The organism is Shewanella youngdeokensis (assembly GCF_033180165.1).
Taxonomy (GTDB): Bacteria; Pseudomonadota; Gammaproteobacteria; order Enterobacterales; family Shewanellaceae; genus Shewanella; species Shewanella youngdeokensis.
On the sequence record NZ_CP136522.1, the window covers coordinates 1,076,049 to 1,093,070 of the forward strand.

The 17,022-nt window shown below is 41.5% G+C and carries 12 protein-coding genes; 8 read left to right on the forward strand and 4 right to left on the reverse strand.

Annotation, left to right across the window (positions count from 1 at the left end):
- The first annotated feature begins 315 nt into the window (after positions 1–315).
- Both fusA and RGE70_RS04590 read left to right on the forward strand, forming a co-directional pair.
- Positions 316–2,349: an elongation factor G gene (gene fusA / locus RGE70_RS04585; protein WP_310470364.1), complete on the forward strand. Its 2,034-nt coding sequence runs from the start codon at positions 316–318 to the stop codon at positions 2,347–2,349.
- Between the two features lie 110 nt (positions 2,350–2,459).
- The gene (locus RGE70_RS04590; protein WP_310470365.1) at positions 2,460–3,365 is read left to right on the forward strand and encodes a 4'-phosphopantetheinyl transferase family protein; all 906 of its coding nucleotides are present in this window, start codon (positions 2,460–2,462) and stop codon (positions 3,363–3,365) included.
- Between the two features lie 2,065 nt (positions 3,366–5,430).
- Here RGE70_RS04590 and RGE70_RS04595 read toward each other — a convergent pair.
- Positions 5,431–5,913 carry a glutathione peroxidase gene (locus RGE70_RS04595; protein ID WP_310470366.1) on the reverse strand — a complete coding sequence of 161 codons (483 nt, stop codon included), beginning with the start codon at positions 5,911–5,913 and terminating at the stop codon, positions 5,431–5,433.
- Positions 5,914–6,272: 359 nt separating this feature from the next.
- On the opposite strand from RGE70_RS04595, the gene RGE70_RS04600 reads away from it, so the two are divergent.
- Both RGE70_RS04600 and RGE70_RS04605 read left to right on the forward strand, forming a co-directional pair.
- Positions 6,273–6,812, forward strand: a complete 540-nt coding sequence (locus RGE70_RS04600; RefSeq protein ID WP_310470367.1) for a YfaZ family outer membrane protein — start codon at positions 6,273–6,275, stop codon at positions 6,810–6,812.
- 208 nt (positions 6,813–7,020) lie between these two features.
- The gene (locus RGE70_RS04605; RefSeq protein ID WP_310470368.1) at positions 7,021–8,691 is read left to right on the forward strand and encodes a sensor domain-containing diguanylate cyclase; all 1,671 of its coding nucleotides are present in this window, start codon (positions 7,021–7,023) and stop codon (positions 8,689–8,691) included.
- Positions 8,692–8,803: 112 nt separating this feature from the next.
- Here the strand turns inward: RGE70_RS04605 and RGE70_RS04610 are convergent, their stop codons facing one another.
- Positions 8,804–10,156, reverse strand: a complete 1,353-nt coding sequence (locus RGE70_RS04610) for an RsmB/NOP family class I SAM-dependent RNA methyltransferase (protein WP_310470369.1) — start codon at positions 10,154–10,156, stop codon at positions 8,804–8,806.
- 208 nt (positions 10,157–10,364) lie between these two features.
- Positions 10,365–11,036 (reverse strand): DUF2461 domain-containing protein, encoded by a 672-nt coding sequence (locus tag RGE70_RS04615; RefSeq protein ID WP_310470370.1) that lies wholly within the window; start codon positions 11,034–11,036, stop codon positions 10,365–10,367.
- Between the two features lie 270 nt (positions 11,037–11,306).
- Here RGE70_RS04615 and RGE70_RS04620 point away from each other — a divergent pair, with 270 nt between their 5' ends.
- The 4 genes from RGE70_RS04620 (at position 11,307) to RGE70_RS04635 (ending at position 15,392) form a co-directional block, all read left to right on the forward strand.
- On the forward strand, positions 11,307–11,762 hold the full coding sequence (locus RGE70_RS04620) for a YaiI/YqxD family protein (protein ID WP_310470371.1): 456 nt from the start codon (positions 11,307–11,309) through the stop codon (positions 11,760–11,762).
- A gap of 862 nt (positions 11,763–12,624) precedes the next feature.
- Entirely contained in the window at positions 12,625–13,449 is an 825-nt protein-coding gene (locus RGE70_RS04625) for a mechanosensitive ion channel family protein (protein WP_310470372.1), read from the forward strand.
- 254 nt (positions 13,450–13,703) lie between these two features.
- On the forward strand, positions 13,704–14,717 hold the full coding sequence (gene ltaE, locus RGE70_RS04630; RefSeq protein ID WP_310470373.1) for a low-specificity L-threonine aldolase: 1,014 nt from the start codon (positions 13,704–13,706) through the stop codon (positions 14,715–14,717).
- Between the two features lie 306 nt (positions 14,718–15,023).
- Complete coding sequence (locus RGE70_RS04635) at positions 15,024–15,392, forward strand: acyl-CoA thioesterase (RefSeq protein ID WP_310472917.1); 369 nt, start codon at positions 15,024–15,026, stop codon at positions 15,390–15,392.
- Between the two features lie 75 nt (positions 15,393–15,467).
- On the opposite strand, the gene RGE70_RS04640 is transcribed toward RGE70_RS04635, so the two are convergent.
- Positions 15,468–16,769 carry an NAD(P)/FAD-dependent oxidoreductase gene (locus RGE70_RS04640; RefSeq protein ID WP_310470374.1) on the reverse strand — a complete coding sequence of 434 codons (1,302 nt, stop codon included), beginning with the start codon at positions 16,767–16,769 and terminating at the stop codon, positions 15,468–15,470.
- Between the last annotated feature and the right edge of the window lie 253 nt (positions 16,770–17,022).

Sequence of the window (17,022 nt, forward strand, 5' to 3'; positions counted from 1 at the left end):
TAAATTATCGTAAAACAGGTGTGAATGACTGTTTATCAATAGTTAGTGCTGGTGTAGTGACAAGCTGTACAGCAGGTTACATTAGCTTTAAAGCCAATACAATCATCTGGGACTTATTAAAGTTTTAACCGCTCCTTTTGAGCTGACGACTGTTAGTTAAACTTTGGCTGTAGGCCAGTACTGGCGTAGGAATGACAAAGGGTGATCTAGGTCAAGCATCACATGTTGTTACAAGTTTATACTCAATCTTAACAGCTGGGAGAATTGTCTTATTGCAAATACCTTAGGTTTAATAATGCGACAAAGGAGGCCGTTATGGCTGAGTTCAATACCGAGCAAATCCGCAATGTGGCTGTGCTTGGGCACACAGGATCAGGAAAGTCCTCGTTATTAGAGGCACTATTGTTTCGTGCAAATGCGATAACCTTAAAGGGCAGGGTGGATAAGGGCACAAATCATGCTGATTTCACTGCCCAAGAAAAATCCCACCGCCACAGCTTAGAACCCTCATTTTTAAATCTTGATTTCGCTAACCACCATATCAACCTCATCGACACCCCTGGTTTACCTGACTTTTTTGGTCGTGCATTACTTCCACTGCCTGGCGTCGAGTCAGTTCTGTTAGTGATCCATGCAGGAATGGGCATTGAGTCTGTTACTAAAAGGGCATTCGAGGCTGCGCGTGGGCAAGGTAAAGTCGTACTGATAGCCATTAACCATATTGATGGCAATGAAGCATTATTACCTGAGCTACTTGAGCAAATTCAACTGCAGTTCGGTCACCGTTGTTTACCAGTTAATTTACCGAATACTGCAGCTGATACAGTAATTGACTGTTACCTGCATTGTGACCAACAAACCCCTACAGCCTTTTTAAGCACGCAAGCCGCCCGTGACGAACTGATAGACACCGTACTTGAAGAAGATGAACAACTCATGGAGTTGTACTTAGAGCAAGGTGAGTCATTAACCCCAGAACAGCTGCATGCACCTTTAGAGGCTGCGCTTCGAATGGGGCATTTAGTGCCCGTATGCTTTACGAGTGCAGAACAAGATATTGGTATTGAGTCATTATTAGAGTTATTAGTTAACTTACTACCAAGCCCCCTTGAAGCAAACCCACCGCAATTTATAAAAGGTTTTGCAGCCAATGCGGCACCTGTTGATGTGTCTCAAAGCCCCACTGAACATGTATTAGCACATGTATTTAGGGTCACAATCGATCCGTTTTTTGGTCGGATGGGTGTGTTTAGACTCTACCAAGGCACAATTAACCTTGGCATGAGGTTGTTTGTCGGCCGAGAAAGAAAACCTTTTAAAGTGAGTCATTTGGCAAAGTTGCAAGGTGATAAGTTGCTTGATGTTAGTCAAGCTATTCCGGGGGATATCTGCGTAATCACAAAAATTGATGAACTTGAGGTTGGTACAGTATTACATGATAGTCATGACGAAGATGAATTCCATCTTCCAGAAATAAAACTACCACAGCCCATATTTGGTTTGGCTATTTCACCTAAGCGGCGTGGCGATGAACAAAAAATTTCTGAGGTGTTGAATAAGCTAGTGGCCGAAGATCCGAGTTTACAGGTCAACCGCAGCGAAGAGCGAGGGCAAACTATCTTGCAAGGCCAAGGCGATCTTCATTTGCAAATCGCATTAGAAAAAGCGCAAAACTTGTTTAACGTCGACATGGAAACAGACATGCCTGCAGTGGCATACCGCGAAACCATTTTGGCAGAGGCAACGGCGCGTTACCGCCATAAAAAGCAATCAGGTGGCTCAGGTCAATTTGGTGAAGTTGAGCTAAAAGTTGAGCCGTTACCACGTGGTCAAGGGTTTGAGTTTGTAAGTAAAGTGGTAGGCGGAGCCGTGCCGAGCCAGTATATACCCGCTGTTGAAAAAGGAGTACGCGAAGCGATGGTTGCAGGTGCTTTAGGCGGGTTCCCAATGCAAGATATAAAAGTGACAGTACTTGATGGTAAGCACCATAGTGTTGATTCTAAAGAAATTGCGTTTGTCATGGCGGGCAAGAAAGCCTTTATGGATGCAGTTGCATTGGCTGATCCGGTTATTTTGGAACCGATTGTTGATATGCAGATCTTAGTTGATCAAAGTCAGGTGGGTGAAATTACAGGTGATATCAGTACCTGTAGAGGCATTATCTGCGGTACCCAAGCTAAAACTTCAGGCGTTGTTGAGGTCAATGTTGAAGCGCCACTCGCAAACGTGGGTGACTACTCAACGAGATTGAAATCAATGACTGGTGGAGACGGTATGTTTTCAATGAACTTCAGCCGTTATGGCGTGATCCCTGATAAAGCATATAAAGCGCTGGGGTTAAATTCATAGCTTGCTCAACTCAATGATGGTAGGGCTGCGTTGTAATTACTGCAGCCCTCTGTTTTTTTTGCCTAAAAGAGGCCACAATGAGCTTATAAATCATCATTATTGAGTCCTACTTGTCCTTACCTAAACCACTTTCCCCCAGCGTTAAATTGTTTTTTTGTCCGTTACTGCCATCGTTAATGAACCGTGACACAGCGGCAACGCTTCGAGGCTGGTTACCGCAAAATGAAATCGATAAGGTTGAGCGCTATATTCAGCAAGCAGGCAAGGATCAAGGGTTAATGGTACGTGGATATCTACGCGCATTATTGTCAAAACATGGTTCATTAGAGCCGGAACAATGGCAATTTGAATATGGAGAAAAAGGTAAACCTCGGTTAACGCAAGCTCAGTTCGAACGCACTGGTATCGATTTCAACCTTAGCCATAGTGGCGATTGGTTATTGCTTGCGATTGTGCAGCAGCCTCTGCAAAACGTGACTCCAGCGTCAATATTGCTAGGAGTTGATATTGAGCGCTGTCGTAGTAGTACCAATATTTATTCCATATTAAACCATTATTTTTCTAAGCCCGAAATTGCGGCATTATTGGCATTACCTAGCGAGTTACAACGAGAGCGATTTTTTGATTTATGGGCGTTAAAGGAGTCTTACATTAAAGCTAAAGGTTTAGGCTTAGCCTTGCCGCTCAAATCATTTGGCTTTGACTTGAGTGCGCTTCAGTGTAGTACTTTACCGCTGCAATGTAGTGCGGCTCTGGCAGCTGTATCGCCGCCGCTCACGGTGAGTACATTAATGACATTTAAGCAAGAGGTGCGATTACAGATCCATACTCAAGATAAAACAGATGCGGCTGACACTATATTTAGCGATGAAAGTCGCTGGCATTGCGCCTTAGGGCACTTAAATGATGACTACCGTTTTGCTGTGAGTCTTGTTGGAGCAAGCCGTTATGAGTCGCTACCTAACTATTGCGCGCAGGTTATCTGTTTAAGCGACATAGTATTACCGACAAGGTAATAGAGGCAAAAAAAATGGCAACCTAAATAGGCTGCCATAAAATATTTGCAAATAGAGTCAACAGTTGGTGCGCTAGCGTAACGGTTAACTCTAATGACCCACCTCAACAGGAGAGTCTAAGGGAATGATGATGAACAGTGAAACTAAACATTAAGCGAACTGATGAAATCCACTTAACCAGAATCGGTTCATATAGTCAGAGTGTGAAAATTGCAGTTAGTTCCTCGCCTGATGCATTTATTTGTTCTTTTTATCTAACTTTTTCGAAATTTACTTAGGTATCAATAATTTAACTATCAGTAACTTAGCTGCTAATAGTTATTGGTGATATTTGTTGTTCGAGGTGATGGCAAGCGTGCGGGTTAATCGATGGCAAAAAAAATGGCAACCTAAATAGGCTGCCATAAAATATTTTGCAAAAGAGTCAACAGTTGGTGCGCTAGCGTAACGGTTAACTTTAATGACCCACCTCAACAGGAGAGTCTAAGGGAATGATGATGAACAGTGAAACTAAACATTAAGCGAACTGATGAGATCCACTTAACCAGAATCGGTTCATATAGTCAGAGTGTGAAAATTGCAGTTAGTTCCTCGCTTGATGCATTTATTTGTTCTTTTTATTTAACTTTTTCGAAATTTACTTAGGCATCAATAGTTTAACCATAAGTAATTTAGCTGCCAATAGTCATTGGTGATATTTGTTGTTCGAGGTAATGGTAAGTGTGCGGGTTAATCGATGGCAAAAAAATGGCAACCTAAATAGGCTGCCATAAAATATTTGCAAAAGAGTCAGCAGTTGGTGCGCTAGCGTAACGGTTAACTCTAATGACCCACCTCAACAGGAGAGTCTAAGGGAATGATGATGAACAATGAAACTAAACATTAAGCGAACTGATGAGATCCACTTAACCAGAATCGGTTCATATAATCAGAGTGTGAAAATTGCAGTTAGTTCCTTGCCTGATGCATTTATTTGTTCTTTTTATTTAACTTTCTCGAAATTTACTTAGGTATCAATAATTTAATTGTCAATAATTTAGCTGCCAATAGTTATTGGTGATATTTGTTGTTCGAGGTAATGGCAAGCGTGCGGGTTAATCGATGGCAAAAAAAATGGCAACCTAAATAGGCTGCCATAAAATATTTTGCAAAAGAGTCAACAGTTGGTGCGCTAGCGTAACGGTTAACTCTAATGACCCACCTCAACAGGAGGGCCTAAGGGAATGATGATGAACAATGAAACTAAACATTAAGCGAACTGATGAGATCCACTTAACCAGAATCGGTTCATATAGTCAGAGTGTGAAAATTGCAGTTAGTTCCTCGCCTGATGCATTTATTTGTTTTTTTATTTAACCGCTATAAATTAACTTGCAGATCAATGGTTTAGCTATTTGTGATTTAGCTGTCAATAATTTAGATGCCAAAAGTTATTGGTGATATTTGTTGTTCGAGGTAATAGTAAGCGTGCGGGTTAATCGATGGCAAAAAAAATGGCAACCTAAATAGGCTGCCATAAAATATTTGCAAAAGAGTCAACAGTTGGTGCGCTAGCGTAACGGTTAACTCTAATGACCCACCTCAACAGGAGGGCCTAAGGGAATGATGATGAACAATGAAACTAAACATTAAGCGAACTGATGAGATCCACTTAACCAGAATCGGTTCATATAATCAGAGTGTGAAAATTGCAGTTAGTTCCTTGCCTGATGCATTTATTTGTTCTTTTTATTTAACTTGCTCGAAATTTACTTAGGTATCAATGATTTAACTATCAGTAATTTAGCTGCCAATAGTTATTGGTGATATTTGTTGTTCGAGGTAATGGCAAGCGTGCGGGTTAACCGATGGCAAAAAAAAGGCAACCTAAGCGGTTGCCGTATTGATCTAGTTTGAGATCAATGGGGCTGCGCTAGAAGCCCAAGGGAGAATGATGAACAATAAAACCTCATGTTCAAATTATTAGAGGTTATTATGCTATAAAAGTTCAAAAAATAAGCGGTAAAATCTAGCTTTGACTCAAATAATATTTTAGTTGTTATAAAACACGGTATTAACAGTTGGCTTAAAGAAGGTCGGCGATTGTTTTTTCAAGCTCCAATGGCTTAGTTGTTGGAGCGTAGCGTTTTAGAACTTGTCCCTGTTTATTGATCAGAAATTTTGTGAAGTTCCATTTTATCGCCTCTGAGCCTAACAGCCCTTTGGCTTCCGTTTTTAGGTGGCGATACAGTGGCGCTGCATTGTCGCCATTGACCTCGATTTTTTCAAATAGTGGGAAGGTGACACCAAAGTTGAGTTCGCAAAATGAACTTATTTCTTCATTATTGCCTTTTTCTTGAGCGCCAAACTGGTTGCAGGGGAACCCTAAAATTTCTAGTCCTTGTGAGTGATATTTTTTGTAAAGTTGTTCGAGCTCTTGATATTGAGGAGTAAAACCACATTTACTCGCGGTGTTGACAACTAAAATGACTTTTCCTTGGTAGTCAGCAAGAGAAACTTGCTCTCCTTGGATATTGGTAACGGATAATTCGTAGATTGCAGATGCCATGTTGTGCTCCTTTATTTTTTACTATACTACAACTAAATAACTATTGCTGACAACATACTTGTGCGCAACTTAAGTGTGTAGGCCATTATTTGAAGTATGCGTTGAAGTTTCAAGTTTAGCTTGGGCGAAAGACAGCGAGTCCGTTAAATCAGCTGCTCATTGTAAACCTAAAATCAGACCGAAATATGTTGTATTAAAAATGATGCTGAAGTTGTGTTCATGTTTGTGTTTGTTGGTGCTGGGTTGGTGTTAGGTAGTGCTTTGTTGAAATGCGAACTTGAAACTGCGGTTTAGATAAACAGTTTGCTTGATTTTGTGTATGCTCTGCGCAAATTTACAAAGACGTATCAGGACAACAAATGAACATTAAAGTTTTAGCGGGTGCGATGTCACTTTGCTTGGTAACTGTTTCAGCACAGGCAACTGATTTTGAATTAGGGTTAAATGATGAGACTATTTCACTTAACCTGCAGGCGGATATAAACAAAGACGTAAATGCATCTGCTGAATACTTCTACTCAGACAAAGGCGGCCAGATGCTATCTGGTGCTATGCATATTGCCCATGATGCTGGAATACACCACATTGAAATTGGGGGGAGATTCTCACAATTTTGGGCAAGCAGAAGCCCTAATGGTAATGTTGTAAGCTTAGGTGCTCGTTACGAGGTGCATTTAGGTTCTAACATTTCGGTACATGGTGCCGGTTATTATTCTCCGTCAGTGTTGTCGTTTGGGCACATTGATGGAGCTTGGGATGTTGACGGTAAAGTACAGTATCAACTTAATCCTGCTATTGCTATGTTTGCTGGCTATAGAAAAATTCGTTTAAAGTATGACTACGTTGCAGATACTACTTTCGACTCAAGTTTTTATGTGGGTTTTAAAGCGACTTTTTAATTGTTAGCGCTATTAAAGCAATCAATAGTGGTAAAAATGCTATTGGTTGCTCCTCCTCTTTTGTCTTCCCTCTTTATTTTTCAGCTTGATTGCTGCACTTCGTTTAAAAATTGCTGATAAACCAATAATTATTGTAGACTCGTCACGTTAAGTTGAAATTTGTGATTGGTGTCACAATTAATCGTGTTATTAAATGGATTTATAGCGCATGCATTGCAACAAAATACTCATAATCTGTCTGGTGCTGCTGGCTTTTAGTTGTCATCACAGTGTTCACGCTAATGTGGTTTTAGATCAGCAGTTTCTTTTTGAAGCCGTTGAAGGTGAAGCTGTCCCGCAAGAATTTAGCGCAATTATGCCATGGGTAAAAGCACACTCATTGCAGAGTAAAGTTGCGCTGTCCGGTGGGGATTACTGGATGGTAAGCGCTTTGTCGGTTAACACTGACGATGAACCGTGGAGCGTAAATATTAAAAATGCCATTATTGAATCAGTTGATTATTGGATCATTGGGGAAGATGGATCTAGGCAGCATTTTCACAGTGGTTATTACGCGCCTTATGAATCGCTGTTTGATTATTCGCGTAAAGTTAAGCTCCAATCAAACATGCATTATTGGTTTGTTACGCGCATCAAAAGTCGGTATTACTCGTCTCAGCCCAAAGTGGAAGTGCTGCCGCATAAGCAGCACCAATTACAATCAGATTTAAATGCCATGCTGATAATACTGTGTTTAGGTGGTTTGGCTTCTATCGCGCTCTATAATTTGCTGATCTACATTTCAGTACAAGATAAAGCCTTCTTATATTACGGTTGTTATGTTCTAACTTATTTTATGGGTTGGGCGTTAACTTTTCATATTCCGGCACATTTATTTGATATGCATGGTTTACCGTTGCACCATTTATTTTTTATTGGTTTACCCATATTTAATATAATGTTTTATAAACACTTCCTACAGCTTCCTGAATTATCACCTAAATTGTGGCGGTTAAGCCTGTACCTATTATGGGCTTGTGTTATTGCGTTACCGACTAGTATTTTTTTACTTTCTTATACGGCGATAATTGCGTCAGTATTAATTATGCTTTGGATTGCGTTAGCGATCACGTGCGGTAATGTTTGTTTACTGAAAGGCTTCTACCCTGCACGATATTTTATCTTTGCATTTACTTGTTTGTTGTTGCCGGCGGTGCTGATCCTACCGGGTAATATGGGGCTAACTCCTGACTTTTTTGATCATGCAGAATTGGCGACCCTGATAGGGGGGACGGTTGATGCGTTACTGTTGTCATTGGCGCTTGCACATAAAATTCGCATGTTGTCTGATGAAAAAGAGCGTTACATTGAAACTCTTGATATTGCATGGAAAGCGGCTCGTTTAGATAGCTTAACCAAGGCTGCTAATCGTTTTGCTTTTGATGAGTATATGCGTCAAGAACATCCGATTGGACCTGGCGCGAGTATTGAGCAATATTTGGTGTTGATTACTATTGATGGCTTATCATTAGTGAATAAAAGGTTAGGGCTAGGAGAGGGCGATAAACTTATCAGCTTTGTTGCTGAACAACTGGATAATAGAATTAAAAATCGCAACCACGAGGCTATTTTTCGAGTGGCGGTGAACGACTTTGTATTATTTGTCGATAAAGACAATATTGCTGATATTCAGTCGGAGGCGGCTCTCATTCAAGCGCAATTAAATGAGCAAGGTTTTAGTGATGCAAGTTTACATTTTGGCAGTTGCCTTAATGTTGACGTGTTAAATAATCATGAATGGCTGCGTAATGCTGATCAAAACTTATATGCCAATAAGAGCATTAAACGCCGTGAACAATATGCGCAACGATTAAGTCGTGTTATTGAATTGGAAGTTTAATCTGTTCACTTGCCAAATCATCGAGTTTGGGGGAAATACGCCGCGTGTTGCACGGCGTATTTGTACGATTAATGCGTAGTTAAAAGCATCGTCATTGTTGAGTTTGTCTGGGTTAGGCTTTTCGTCGCATTTTAGCCACGAACATGCCGTCGCTGTTTGCATCTTGCGGCCACACCGTTAGTTGCTTAGTAGTTTGTCCGGTAAAAGGGTGTTGTAATGGCAGCAATGCAAAGTGTGGATGCTGCGCAAGGAATGCATTCACAACGTGCTCGTTTTCTACTGGAGATAAAGAACACGTTGCGTATACGAGCTGGCCATCTAATTTTACGGCCTTGGCACTGCGGGTTAGAATATCTAACTGTAGCGCGTGTTTATCGTTGACGACGTTGGTGTCATCTAACCAACGCATATCAGGGTTTCGGCGCCATGTACCTGTGCAACTGCATGGTGCATCAACTAGTACTCCATCAAAATGGTTGGCTGTAACGGGGAGTGTTTCATCTTTCCAGGCTGCCACTGAAATCCCTTTAAAACCAGCACGTTTAGCGCGCTTCAAAAGTTCTTCTAAGGGCTTTTTACGGATGTCAGACGCGGTAATCGTGCCTGTGCCATTATTATCTTGGTTGAACATTAGCGAGCGCAGCTGTAGGGATTTTCCTCCTGCGCCGCTGCATGTGTCCCACCAATTATCACTCGCTTGTGGGTTACAAACTTGGCCAATAACTTGCGAACCCAGATCTTGAATTTCTAAACTTCCCTGCAAGTACGGCTTTATCGCATTAAGGTTAATGCTTTTATGTCCAAGGTTGACACTATCAGTAAAAAATTCACTGCCAGTGGCGGTAATATCATCACGTTGAAGTTCACTGAGCAATTGCGCCGTTGATTGCTTTTGTGCGCGGCCCCAAATAGGTGGGCGAGAGCTCATCGCTTCGATAAGGGCTAGTTCATTTTCGGGACTAACGTCGGTAACATCCCAAAACCACTGTGGCAGTAGGTCTTTAGTATCAAATGATACTTCAGCAAAATTTTGTTGCACAAAATGACACTTATCAGTCACAGTGACAAGAGGCTGCGTACTCGGCTGTACGTTGAATTTATCTGACTGATTAGCAAAGCTTTGCCAAGCTTCACTAAATTGACTCCAGCTGTGACCTTCTAATTCGGCAACGGTGGCAAGGACGGCAAACCAACTTTCATCTTGCTCAGTACTGGTATGTACTTTTTTAAGCCAGCCCCACCAGCGAAAAAGTGCAAATAGACTCTCTCTGATCACACGACGATCTTTAGAGCCATGTTTTTTATGGGCTCTAAAATATTCGCCTACGATACGATCAGCAGGCATCTTTTGCTGGAAAACGCTGGTAAATAGCTGATGTATTGTATTGCTGTAACTAAATGCACGTTTTTGAGCGCTAGTTTGCGCTTGGAATGCATTAGTTGAAGGTGTAGATGATTCGACCATGTAAAATTGCCTGACGCAGAAGCCCTAAAGGGCTCAAATAAAAAGTGGCGCAATTGTAGCAGAGTCTTTGCTTAAGCGCCTTAGTGATCCGCGAGAGGTCATAGTGGTAGGGGTTATTGAACCGTGATGACAACGGGTAATGGTATCGCGATGTTGGATGATAAAAGGAGCTAACGGTAACCGTTAAAGCTCGGGTACCGTGCTTGGTTTAGTAATCTATATCAAGTGCAAAGCACAGATAGCGCATTAACTGTTGGCATTGTTCAAATTCGTTAGCGCAAAAGTCAGCAAATTGTGCTGAACATACTTGTTCGATGCTAATGGTTTTAATGGCGATAAAGTCTTTTCTTTTTAGCTCTTCCAACATGGGATGGCTTTTATCAAACCCTTTTGGCGGCCTAATTAGTTGAGTGCCTTCCATTTTAAAACCACTTTCGTTGAGGGCTTTTAAGGCTTTTTTGTAGCTATTAGGGTTTTCATCAATACAGTTGCGAATCGCACTGAGTGCTTTTGAGTCAGGGTGCCAGATCCCAGCCCCGATAAAACAGCCGTCGTTCGCTATGTGTAAGTATAAGCCAGGTGCGTGTACGTCTTTACCTTGAAAATGCCTAAACTGAATGCCCACATTGGTTTTATAAGGGGTTTTGTCTTTGGTGAAACGGCTATCTCGCTGCGGGCGCATCATACTACCACCCACTTTTTTAGCGATCGCATTTAACCGAGGCGATAAGGCCAAAATGTTTGGCTGCATTGTTTCTATAAATTGCAGTGCAGGAGTTCGCACTAGATCTTCATATCGTGTTTGATTGGCTTTAAACCATTCTCGTTCATTGTTGACCGATAATTCATTTAAAAAATCAAAACTGGCATGAGTAAACATCGCTAGGCTCTCATTGATACTTTATTGCTGCTCAACATAGCAAAATAGCAGCATTAATCATATCTCAAATTGTGGCTCTAAACGTGATTTTGCGATGCTGGGCTCATGAGTTGCATACATAAATCCCAGCTTAAGTTGGGTGTTTAGTCATCTCATTATCGTTGTTCTGCTGACTCACTATCGACATGGTTCATTGAGTTGCAAGCTCTGTTATCATGGGGGGAATCGCGGTAATTTTATGCCGAATAAGTGCTAAGTATGAGAGGATTTATGAAAATTTGGGTTGATGCAGATGCCTGCCCAGGTGTAACAAAAGAGACGCTTTTTCGCGCTGCAGACCGCGCAGAAATTGACACTGTTTTGATCGCAAACCATGCGGTAAGAGTGCCGCCATCGCGTTTTATTAAAATGGTCACGGTAGCATCGGGTTTTGATGTTGCCGATGATGAAATTGTTAAGCGCCTGAGTGCTGGTGACTTGGTTATTACTGCTGACATTCCATTAGCTGCAGAAGCAATAGATAAAGGTGCGTTAGCCTTAAACCCTCGAGGCGAGCTTTACACTGAGCACAATATTAAGTCGATTTTAAATATGCGAGACTTTATGGATACCATGCGCGCCAGTGGTGTACAAACTGGTGGCCCTGCAGCCATGAGCCAAAGTGATAGGCAAGAGTTTGCTAATCAGTTAGACCGTATTATTACAAAATTTAAGCGTCAGAAATAACCAATTTAGCCTTTGAGTTTACTCAATTATTTAGGCGCTATGGCTTCATTAGCGCCTAAATAAAGCAAACTGAATAAGCTAAGTGGTTTATTGACGTCAGGCTACTGTAAGCTTGGTTTTGCTGTAAGTCATTGGTTTACTGTCAATCCGCTTGAAAGTTTGCGTACTCTTTTTGTTTTATATTACGGTTATTTGCAGTACCTATGTTTAAACCTGCCTCCTCCAACTGCATGGCGCAGCATTTAACTTCGCCAGCTCGCTGCCATTGCTGTCACTATGTAGATAGAGCGATGACTCAATAATAATTAATCGTCGGTTAACCTTAAGCTCATTGGCTGATTGTTTTACTTTAGCCTGCTGAGATGGGACAAATATCAAAAAATGACTATTATTGTAGTGCTTAAGTTAACTAAGTGACTGCTTTTATGTTCCATGTTGGTTAATATGTTGCTGTTGTGATGCTGCACGATAAAGTTGCATTGATGGTCTGTCGCGGGCAAAAAATATTTGTATGCGGTTGATATCTCATTTTATATTGCGCAGTTGAGTAAAAGACAAGTTAGCTTTATTGCAGCAGATTTCAGTTTGGTTGAATAAAGTACTCGTTAGGTTGTTACCGATTGGGCATATCGTTCATTAGGTGATGAGCATTATCATTGACGTATATTACAGCGGGTAAGTAGTACCAAACATGTTTTAGTTACTGATTTTACAGTTAACTCGGTTCGGCTTTTGTCGAGGTTTTGGGGATGGCTCACGGCCAGTTGCTAAATTGGCATGGGTAGAGTCAAACCTAAGAGTTGATTTTTATCTGATTTTTAATGCTTTACAAATTATATTAATAAGTTAAGGGAGTGTATACATGGATAACTTGCAAGGTCTGATGGATCAAGCACCTGAATTAATTGTCACCTACGGGATGAAAATTCTATTCGCAATTATTATTTTTGTGATTGGTAAGTTTCTATCTGGTGTGGCTAAAAGCCTGACAACTAAGATTTTAAACAAACGTAAAGTTGACGAAACCGTGGTTTCGTTTGTGGCTAATATTGCTTGGGCATTAGTATTTGTATTCACAATTGTCGCGACACTAGGCCAGATTGGTGTACAAACAGCATCGCTTGTTGCTGTTATTGGTGCCGCGGGTTTAGCGGTTGGTCTCGCGTTACAGGGTTCATTGTCAAACTTTGCCGCTGGCGTTTTGATGGTGTTATTTCGCCCTTGCCGTGTTGGTGACTATGTTGAAGCTGCAGGAATTGCGGGTACAGTAAGTGAAATTACTATTTTCTCTACTAAGTTATTAACACCTGATAACAAAGTAATTATTGCACCCAACTCTGCCATGATGGATGGCACAATCATTAATTACTCTACAATGGATACCCGCCGATTGGATTTGGTCATTGGCGTTTCTTATGATGCTAACCTGGCTGAAGCTAAAAAAGTATTAACGTCTATTTTAGATAATAACCAATACGTGCTTAAGGATCCTGCTTACACTGTTGCAGTTTCTGAACTTGCTGACTCTTCTGTTAACTTTGTGGTTCGTCCGTGGGTAAATGGTGGCGATTACTGGCCTGCACACTTTGAAATACTTGAGCAAATTAAAATAGCGCTAGACGAAGCGGGGATCGGGATCCCATATCCACAAATGGATCTTTATGTAAAAGAAACGCCAGCAAGCTAAGTTTGCGGGTTGTTCATTAGAAAAGGTCAGCGTTTGCTGGCCTTTTTTATGACTCAAAAATATATTGGATCAGAAGCGATTTCGCAGTAGCGCCTTACCAAGCAAAAGTTGTGATGCCATCGCAGCATGATAATTGTGATACACGCGGGGTTTCTCTATAGCGCGAGCTATAGACGCTAGTACAACCTTCGCTGCCACAGTACTATTGAGCCTCTGGCAAGACCGGCTATATAACAATTATGATGGGGTAAGTAATGATAGATTTTCGCAGTGACACTGTGACCAAACCAACCGCTGCTATGCGTGCTGCAATTGGGGCTGCTGACGTTGGTGATGATGTGTATGGTGATGACCCAACGGTGAACTATCTCGAAGATATGGCTGCCGACATGTTTGGTTTTGATGCTGCCTTATTTACTTCATCAGGCACCCAAGCGAATTTACTCGCGTTAATGAGCCATTGTGAGCGTGGCGATGAGTACCTTTGTGGCCAACAAGCACATAACTATCGGTTTGAAGGCGGTGGTGCTGCGGTACTTGGTAGTATTCAGCCACAACCTTTAAATAACCAAACAGACGGTAGTATTTTATTAGCTGACATTGAAGCGGCAATTAAGCCCGACGATGTTCACTTTGCTCGGACTCGGTTATTGAGCTTAGAAAATACCATTGGTGGTAAAGTGTTACCGCAAAGCTATCTTGCTGATGCCCAAGCTTTAGCATTTGAAAGAGGACTTAAAATTCACCTCGATGGTGCTCGTGTAGCAAATGCTGCGGTTGCGCAAAATATTCCGATTGCTGATATTACTCAATACTTTGACTCGGTCTCTATTTGTTTATCTAAAGGGTTATGTGCCCCGGTAGGGTCAATTTTATTGGCAGATGAACGTTTAATTAAAAAAGCGCGACGCTGGCGTAAAGTGCTAGGTGGCGGTATGCGTCAAGCCGGTATATTAGCGGCTGCAGCTCAGTTAGCGTTAACAGAACAAGTGGAGCGGTTAGCTGAGGACCACGATAATGCAGCTTATCTAGCCTCACAACTTTCGACAATTGACTGTTTTACTGTTGATATGTCTTTAGTGCAAACCAATATGGTATTTGCCGAAGTTGTTGGTGAGTTAGATATTACCCAAGTAGCCGCACAGCTTAAGCAAAAAGGGATTTTGCTCAGTGCAAGTAAAACACTTAGGTTAGTGACCCATGCGGATATCACTCGGGCGGATATCGATTGCTTTATTCGCGAACTTAAAATTATCTTAGCGCGTTAACTTAGCCGTATTGTCACCATTTTTTATGTACTGATACAAAAATTTATTAAGCTGTGGTTGTTGTGCCGAGTATGACCGCTGCCCATATTTAACGCCCTCAACTGTGAGGGCTTTTTTATGGCAGCAAGCCAGAGTTAGCGCTAGAGATGTACTATTTCGATGCAAGAAAAGCCTGTTAGCGGTGCAAGGTATGCTTAGTCATTCGCCTTTAATGTGTTAGTCATTGAATAAAAACAACATTATTTTTTGGCTTACTATTTGCTACTACTTAGTGAGTATCATTGAGTTAATTCAAAGGGCAGCATGATGAAATTTTATAGTCGACGTTTTATTAAACCTGAGCATTTAAACCCGGCCAACTCACTCTTTGGTGGTCAACTGTTGAGTTGGATTGATGAAGAGGCAGCTATCTTTGCCGGATGCCAAATGAAAAGCCCGCGCAATGTGACTAAGTTAATATCAGAGGTTAACTTTATGACACCAGCCAGACAGGGTGATGTTATTGAATTTGGATTAGCTTTGGTTAGCGTCGGTTCAAGTTCAATTACGATAGCTTGTCAGGTGCGTAACAAGGTCACGTTAGCACCGATAGTGAGTATCGACAAAATGGTGTTTGTACACGTTAATGAGCAGGGGGAGCCTGCCCCGCATGGCATACGAGTTAATGCCGCCTAAAGCTGATTTGATAAAGCTTTGCTAAAAGGTATTGATTGCCAGCATTAGCCGGCAATCATGGTTTGTGCGTTGGAGTTAATGCAGTTTTAGGTGCGGATGAATAATTCGACTGATCCCTTTAGCCAGCATCAGTAAAGTGCCTTTTATAGGACCGTGAATTTCAATTAAATGCCTGCGATAAAGAGAGGTATAAACAAAGCGCGCAATTTTACCTTCTACCATAACGCCGCCGCCAATAAATGACATTAGATTACCGACAGTATGGAACTTAGATAAGTTAACTAGCGCCCCTAAATCTTTATACACATACTTATTTGATGCGGGTTTTCCGGCAAGTAATAACTTAATGTTATCTGCTGTCATCAGTGCCATTTGACGTGCTGATTGACCGCGAGGAGGAACCCAGCTGCCATCTTCTTGTGGGCATGCCGCGCAATCACCAATTGCAAAAATAGATGGGTCGCGGGTGGTTTGCATATTTTGCTGTACCATCACTTGATTAATGTGGTTACTTTCAAGCCCACCAATTTCTTTTAGAAAATCAGGTGCTTTAACACCGGTCGACCAGATCACCATATCTGATGGAATAAATTCACCTTCAGAAGTGTGTAACCCCTCTGTTGTGACCTGGTTGATACGGGTATTCGTCATCACGTTGACGCCGATTGCAGTGAGCTCTTTGGCGACAGAGGCTGATATTTCAGGTTTTTCAACCTTAGGTAAAATACGCTCATCGGCTTCAATTAAAGTAATTTCCAATAAACGACTATCGATTTTGTAGCCAAAGCCACTTAGCTGATCAACCGCATGGTGCATCTCGGCTGACATTTCAACACCAGTGGCTCCAGCGCCGACAACCGCAATTTTAATTTTGTCATCTAATTGGTGGTGACTTGCATAGCGCATGAATTTATTGAGCAAGATGGTTCGGATCTCCATTGCTTGCTCTGTACTGTCTAAAAAGACACTGTTCTCGCGTACGCCATCAATATTAAAGTCGTTGGCGATACTTCCTATCGCTATCACTAAATAATCGTAATCGATACGACGTGCGGATAATAGTTCTTCACCTAATGCATCGGTAATAGGGGCTAAAATAACCTGCTTGGCTTCTCTATCAATACCAACCATTGCACCTTGTTGAAAATGGTAACCATGAGCTGCAGCGTGACTTCTATAGCTAATGGCATCAATACCAATATCTAATGCACCTGTTGCAACCTCATGCAGTAAAGGCTTCCAAACATGGCTTTCAGCACAGTCAATGAGGGTGACTATGGCTTTATTTTTTCGGCCTAACTGATGACCCAGTTTGGTCGCAATTTCCATCCCGCCAGCACCGCCACCGACGATGACAATATTTGCCATTTTATCCATGAGTTTACTATCCTTTATTAGGTAAATGAGTAGGTGTAATACAGATTTAAATATGGACGGCTAACTCTAAGCGATTGTATATAATGGCTTTGCGTTTAGCTTTGATTATTCTGTAAAGAGGAAAACAATCTGATTATACGTTATTGATTGTAGCAGTGAGATGTAAAAACGGCAATTTGGGGCATATGTTGCGTTATAAGCCGTTAAACCACATTTTTGCTTTTATATTACTGTTTTTTAACTAGTTAAATTT

Coding starts and splice junctions, on each gene's coding strand:
- RGE70_RS04605 (WP_310470368.1), top strand. CDS start 7,021: ATGCATTGCAACAAAATACTCATAATCTGTCTGGTGCTGCTGGCTTTT.
- RGE70_RS04625 (WP_310470372.1), top strand. CDS start 12,625: ATGGATAACTTGCAAGGTCTGATGGATCAAGCACCTGAATTAATTGTC.
- RGE70_RS04635 (WP_310472917.1), top strand. CDS start 15,024: ATGAAATTTTATAGTCGACGTTTTATTAAACCTGAGCATTTAAACCCG.
- RGE70_RS04640 (WP_310470374.1), bottom strand. CDS start 16,769: ATGGATAAAATGGCAAATATTGTCATCGTCGGTGGCGGTGCTGGCGGG.
- RGE70_RS04595 (WP_310470366.1), bottom strand. CDS start 5,913: ATGGCATCTGCAATCTACGAATTATCCGTTACCAATATCCAAGGAGAG.
- fusA (WP_310470364.1), top strand. CDS start 316: ATGGCTGAGTTCAATACCGAGCAAATCCGCAATGTGGCTGTGCTTGGG.
- RGE70_RS04615 (WP_310470370.1), bottom strand. CDS start 11,036: ATGTTTACTCATGCCAGTTTTGATTTTTTAAATGAATTATCGGTCAAC.
- RGE70_RS04610 (WP_310470369.1), bottom strand. CDS start 10,156: ATGGTCGAATCATCTACACCTTCAACTAATGCATTCCAAGCGCAAACT.
- RGE70_RS04620 (WP_310470371.1), top strand. CDS start 11,307: ATGAAAATTTGGGTTGATGCAGATGCCTGCCCAGGTGTAACAAAAGAG.
- RGE70_RS04600 (WP_310470367.1), top strand. CDS start 6,273: ATGAACATTAAAGTTTTAGCGGGTGCGATGTCACTTTGCTTGGTAACT.
- ltaE (WP_310470373.1), top strand. CDS start 13,704: ATGATAGATTTTCGCAGTGACACTGTGACCAAACCAACCGCTGCTATG.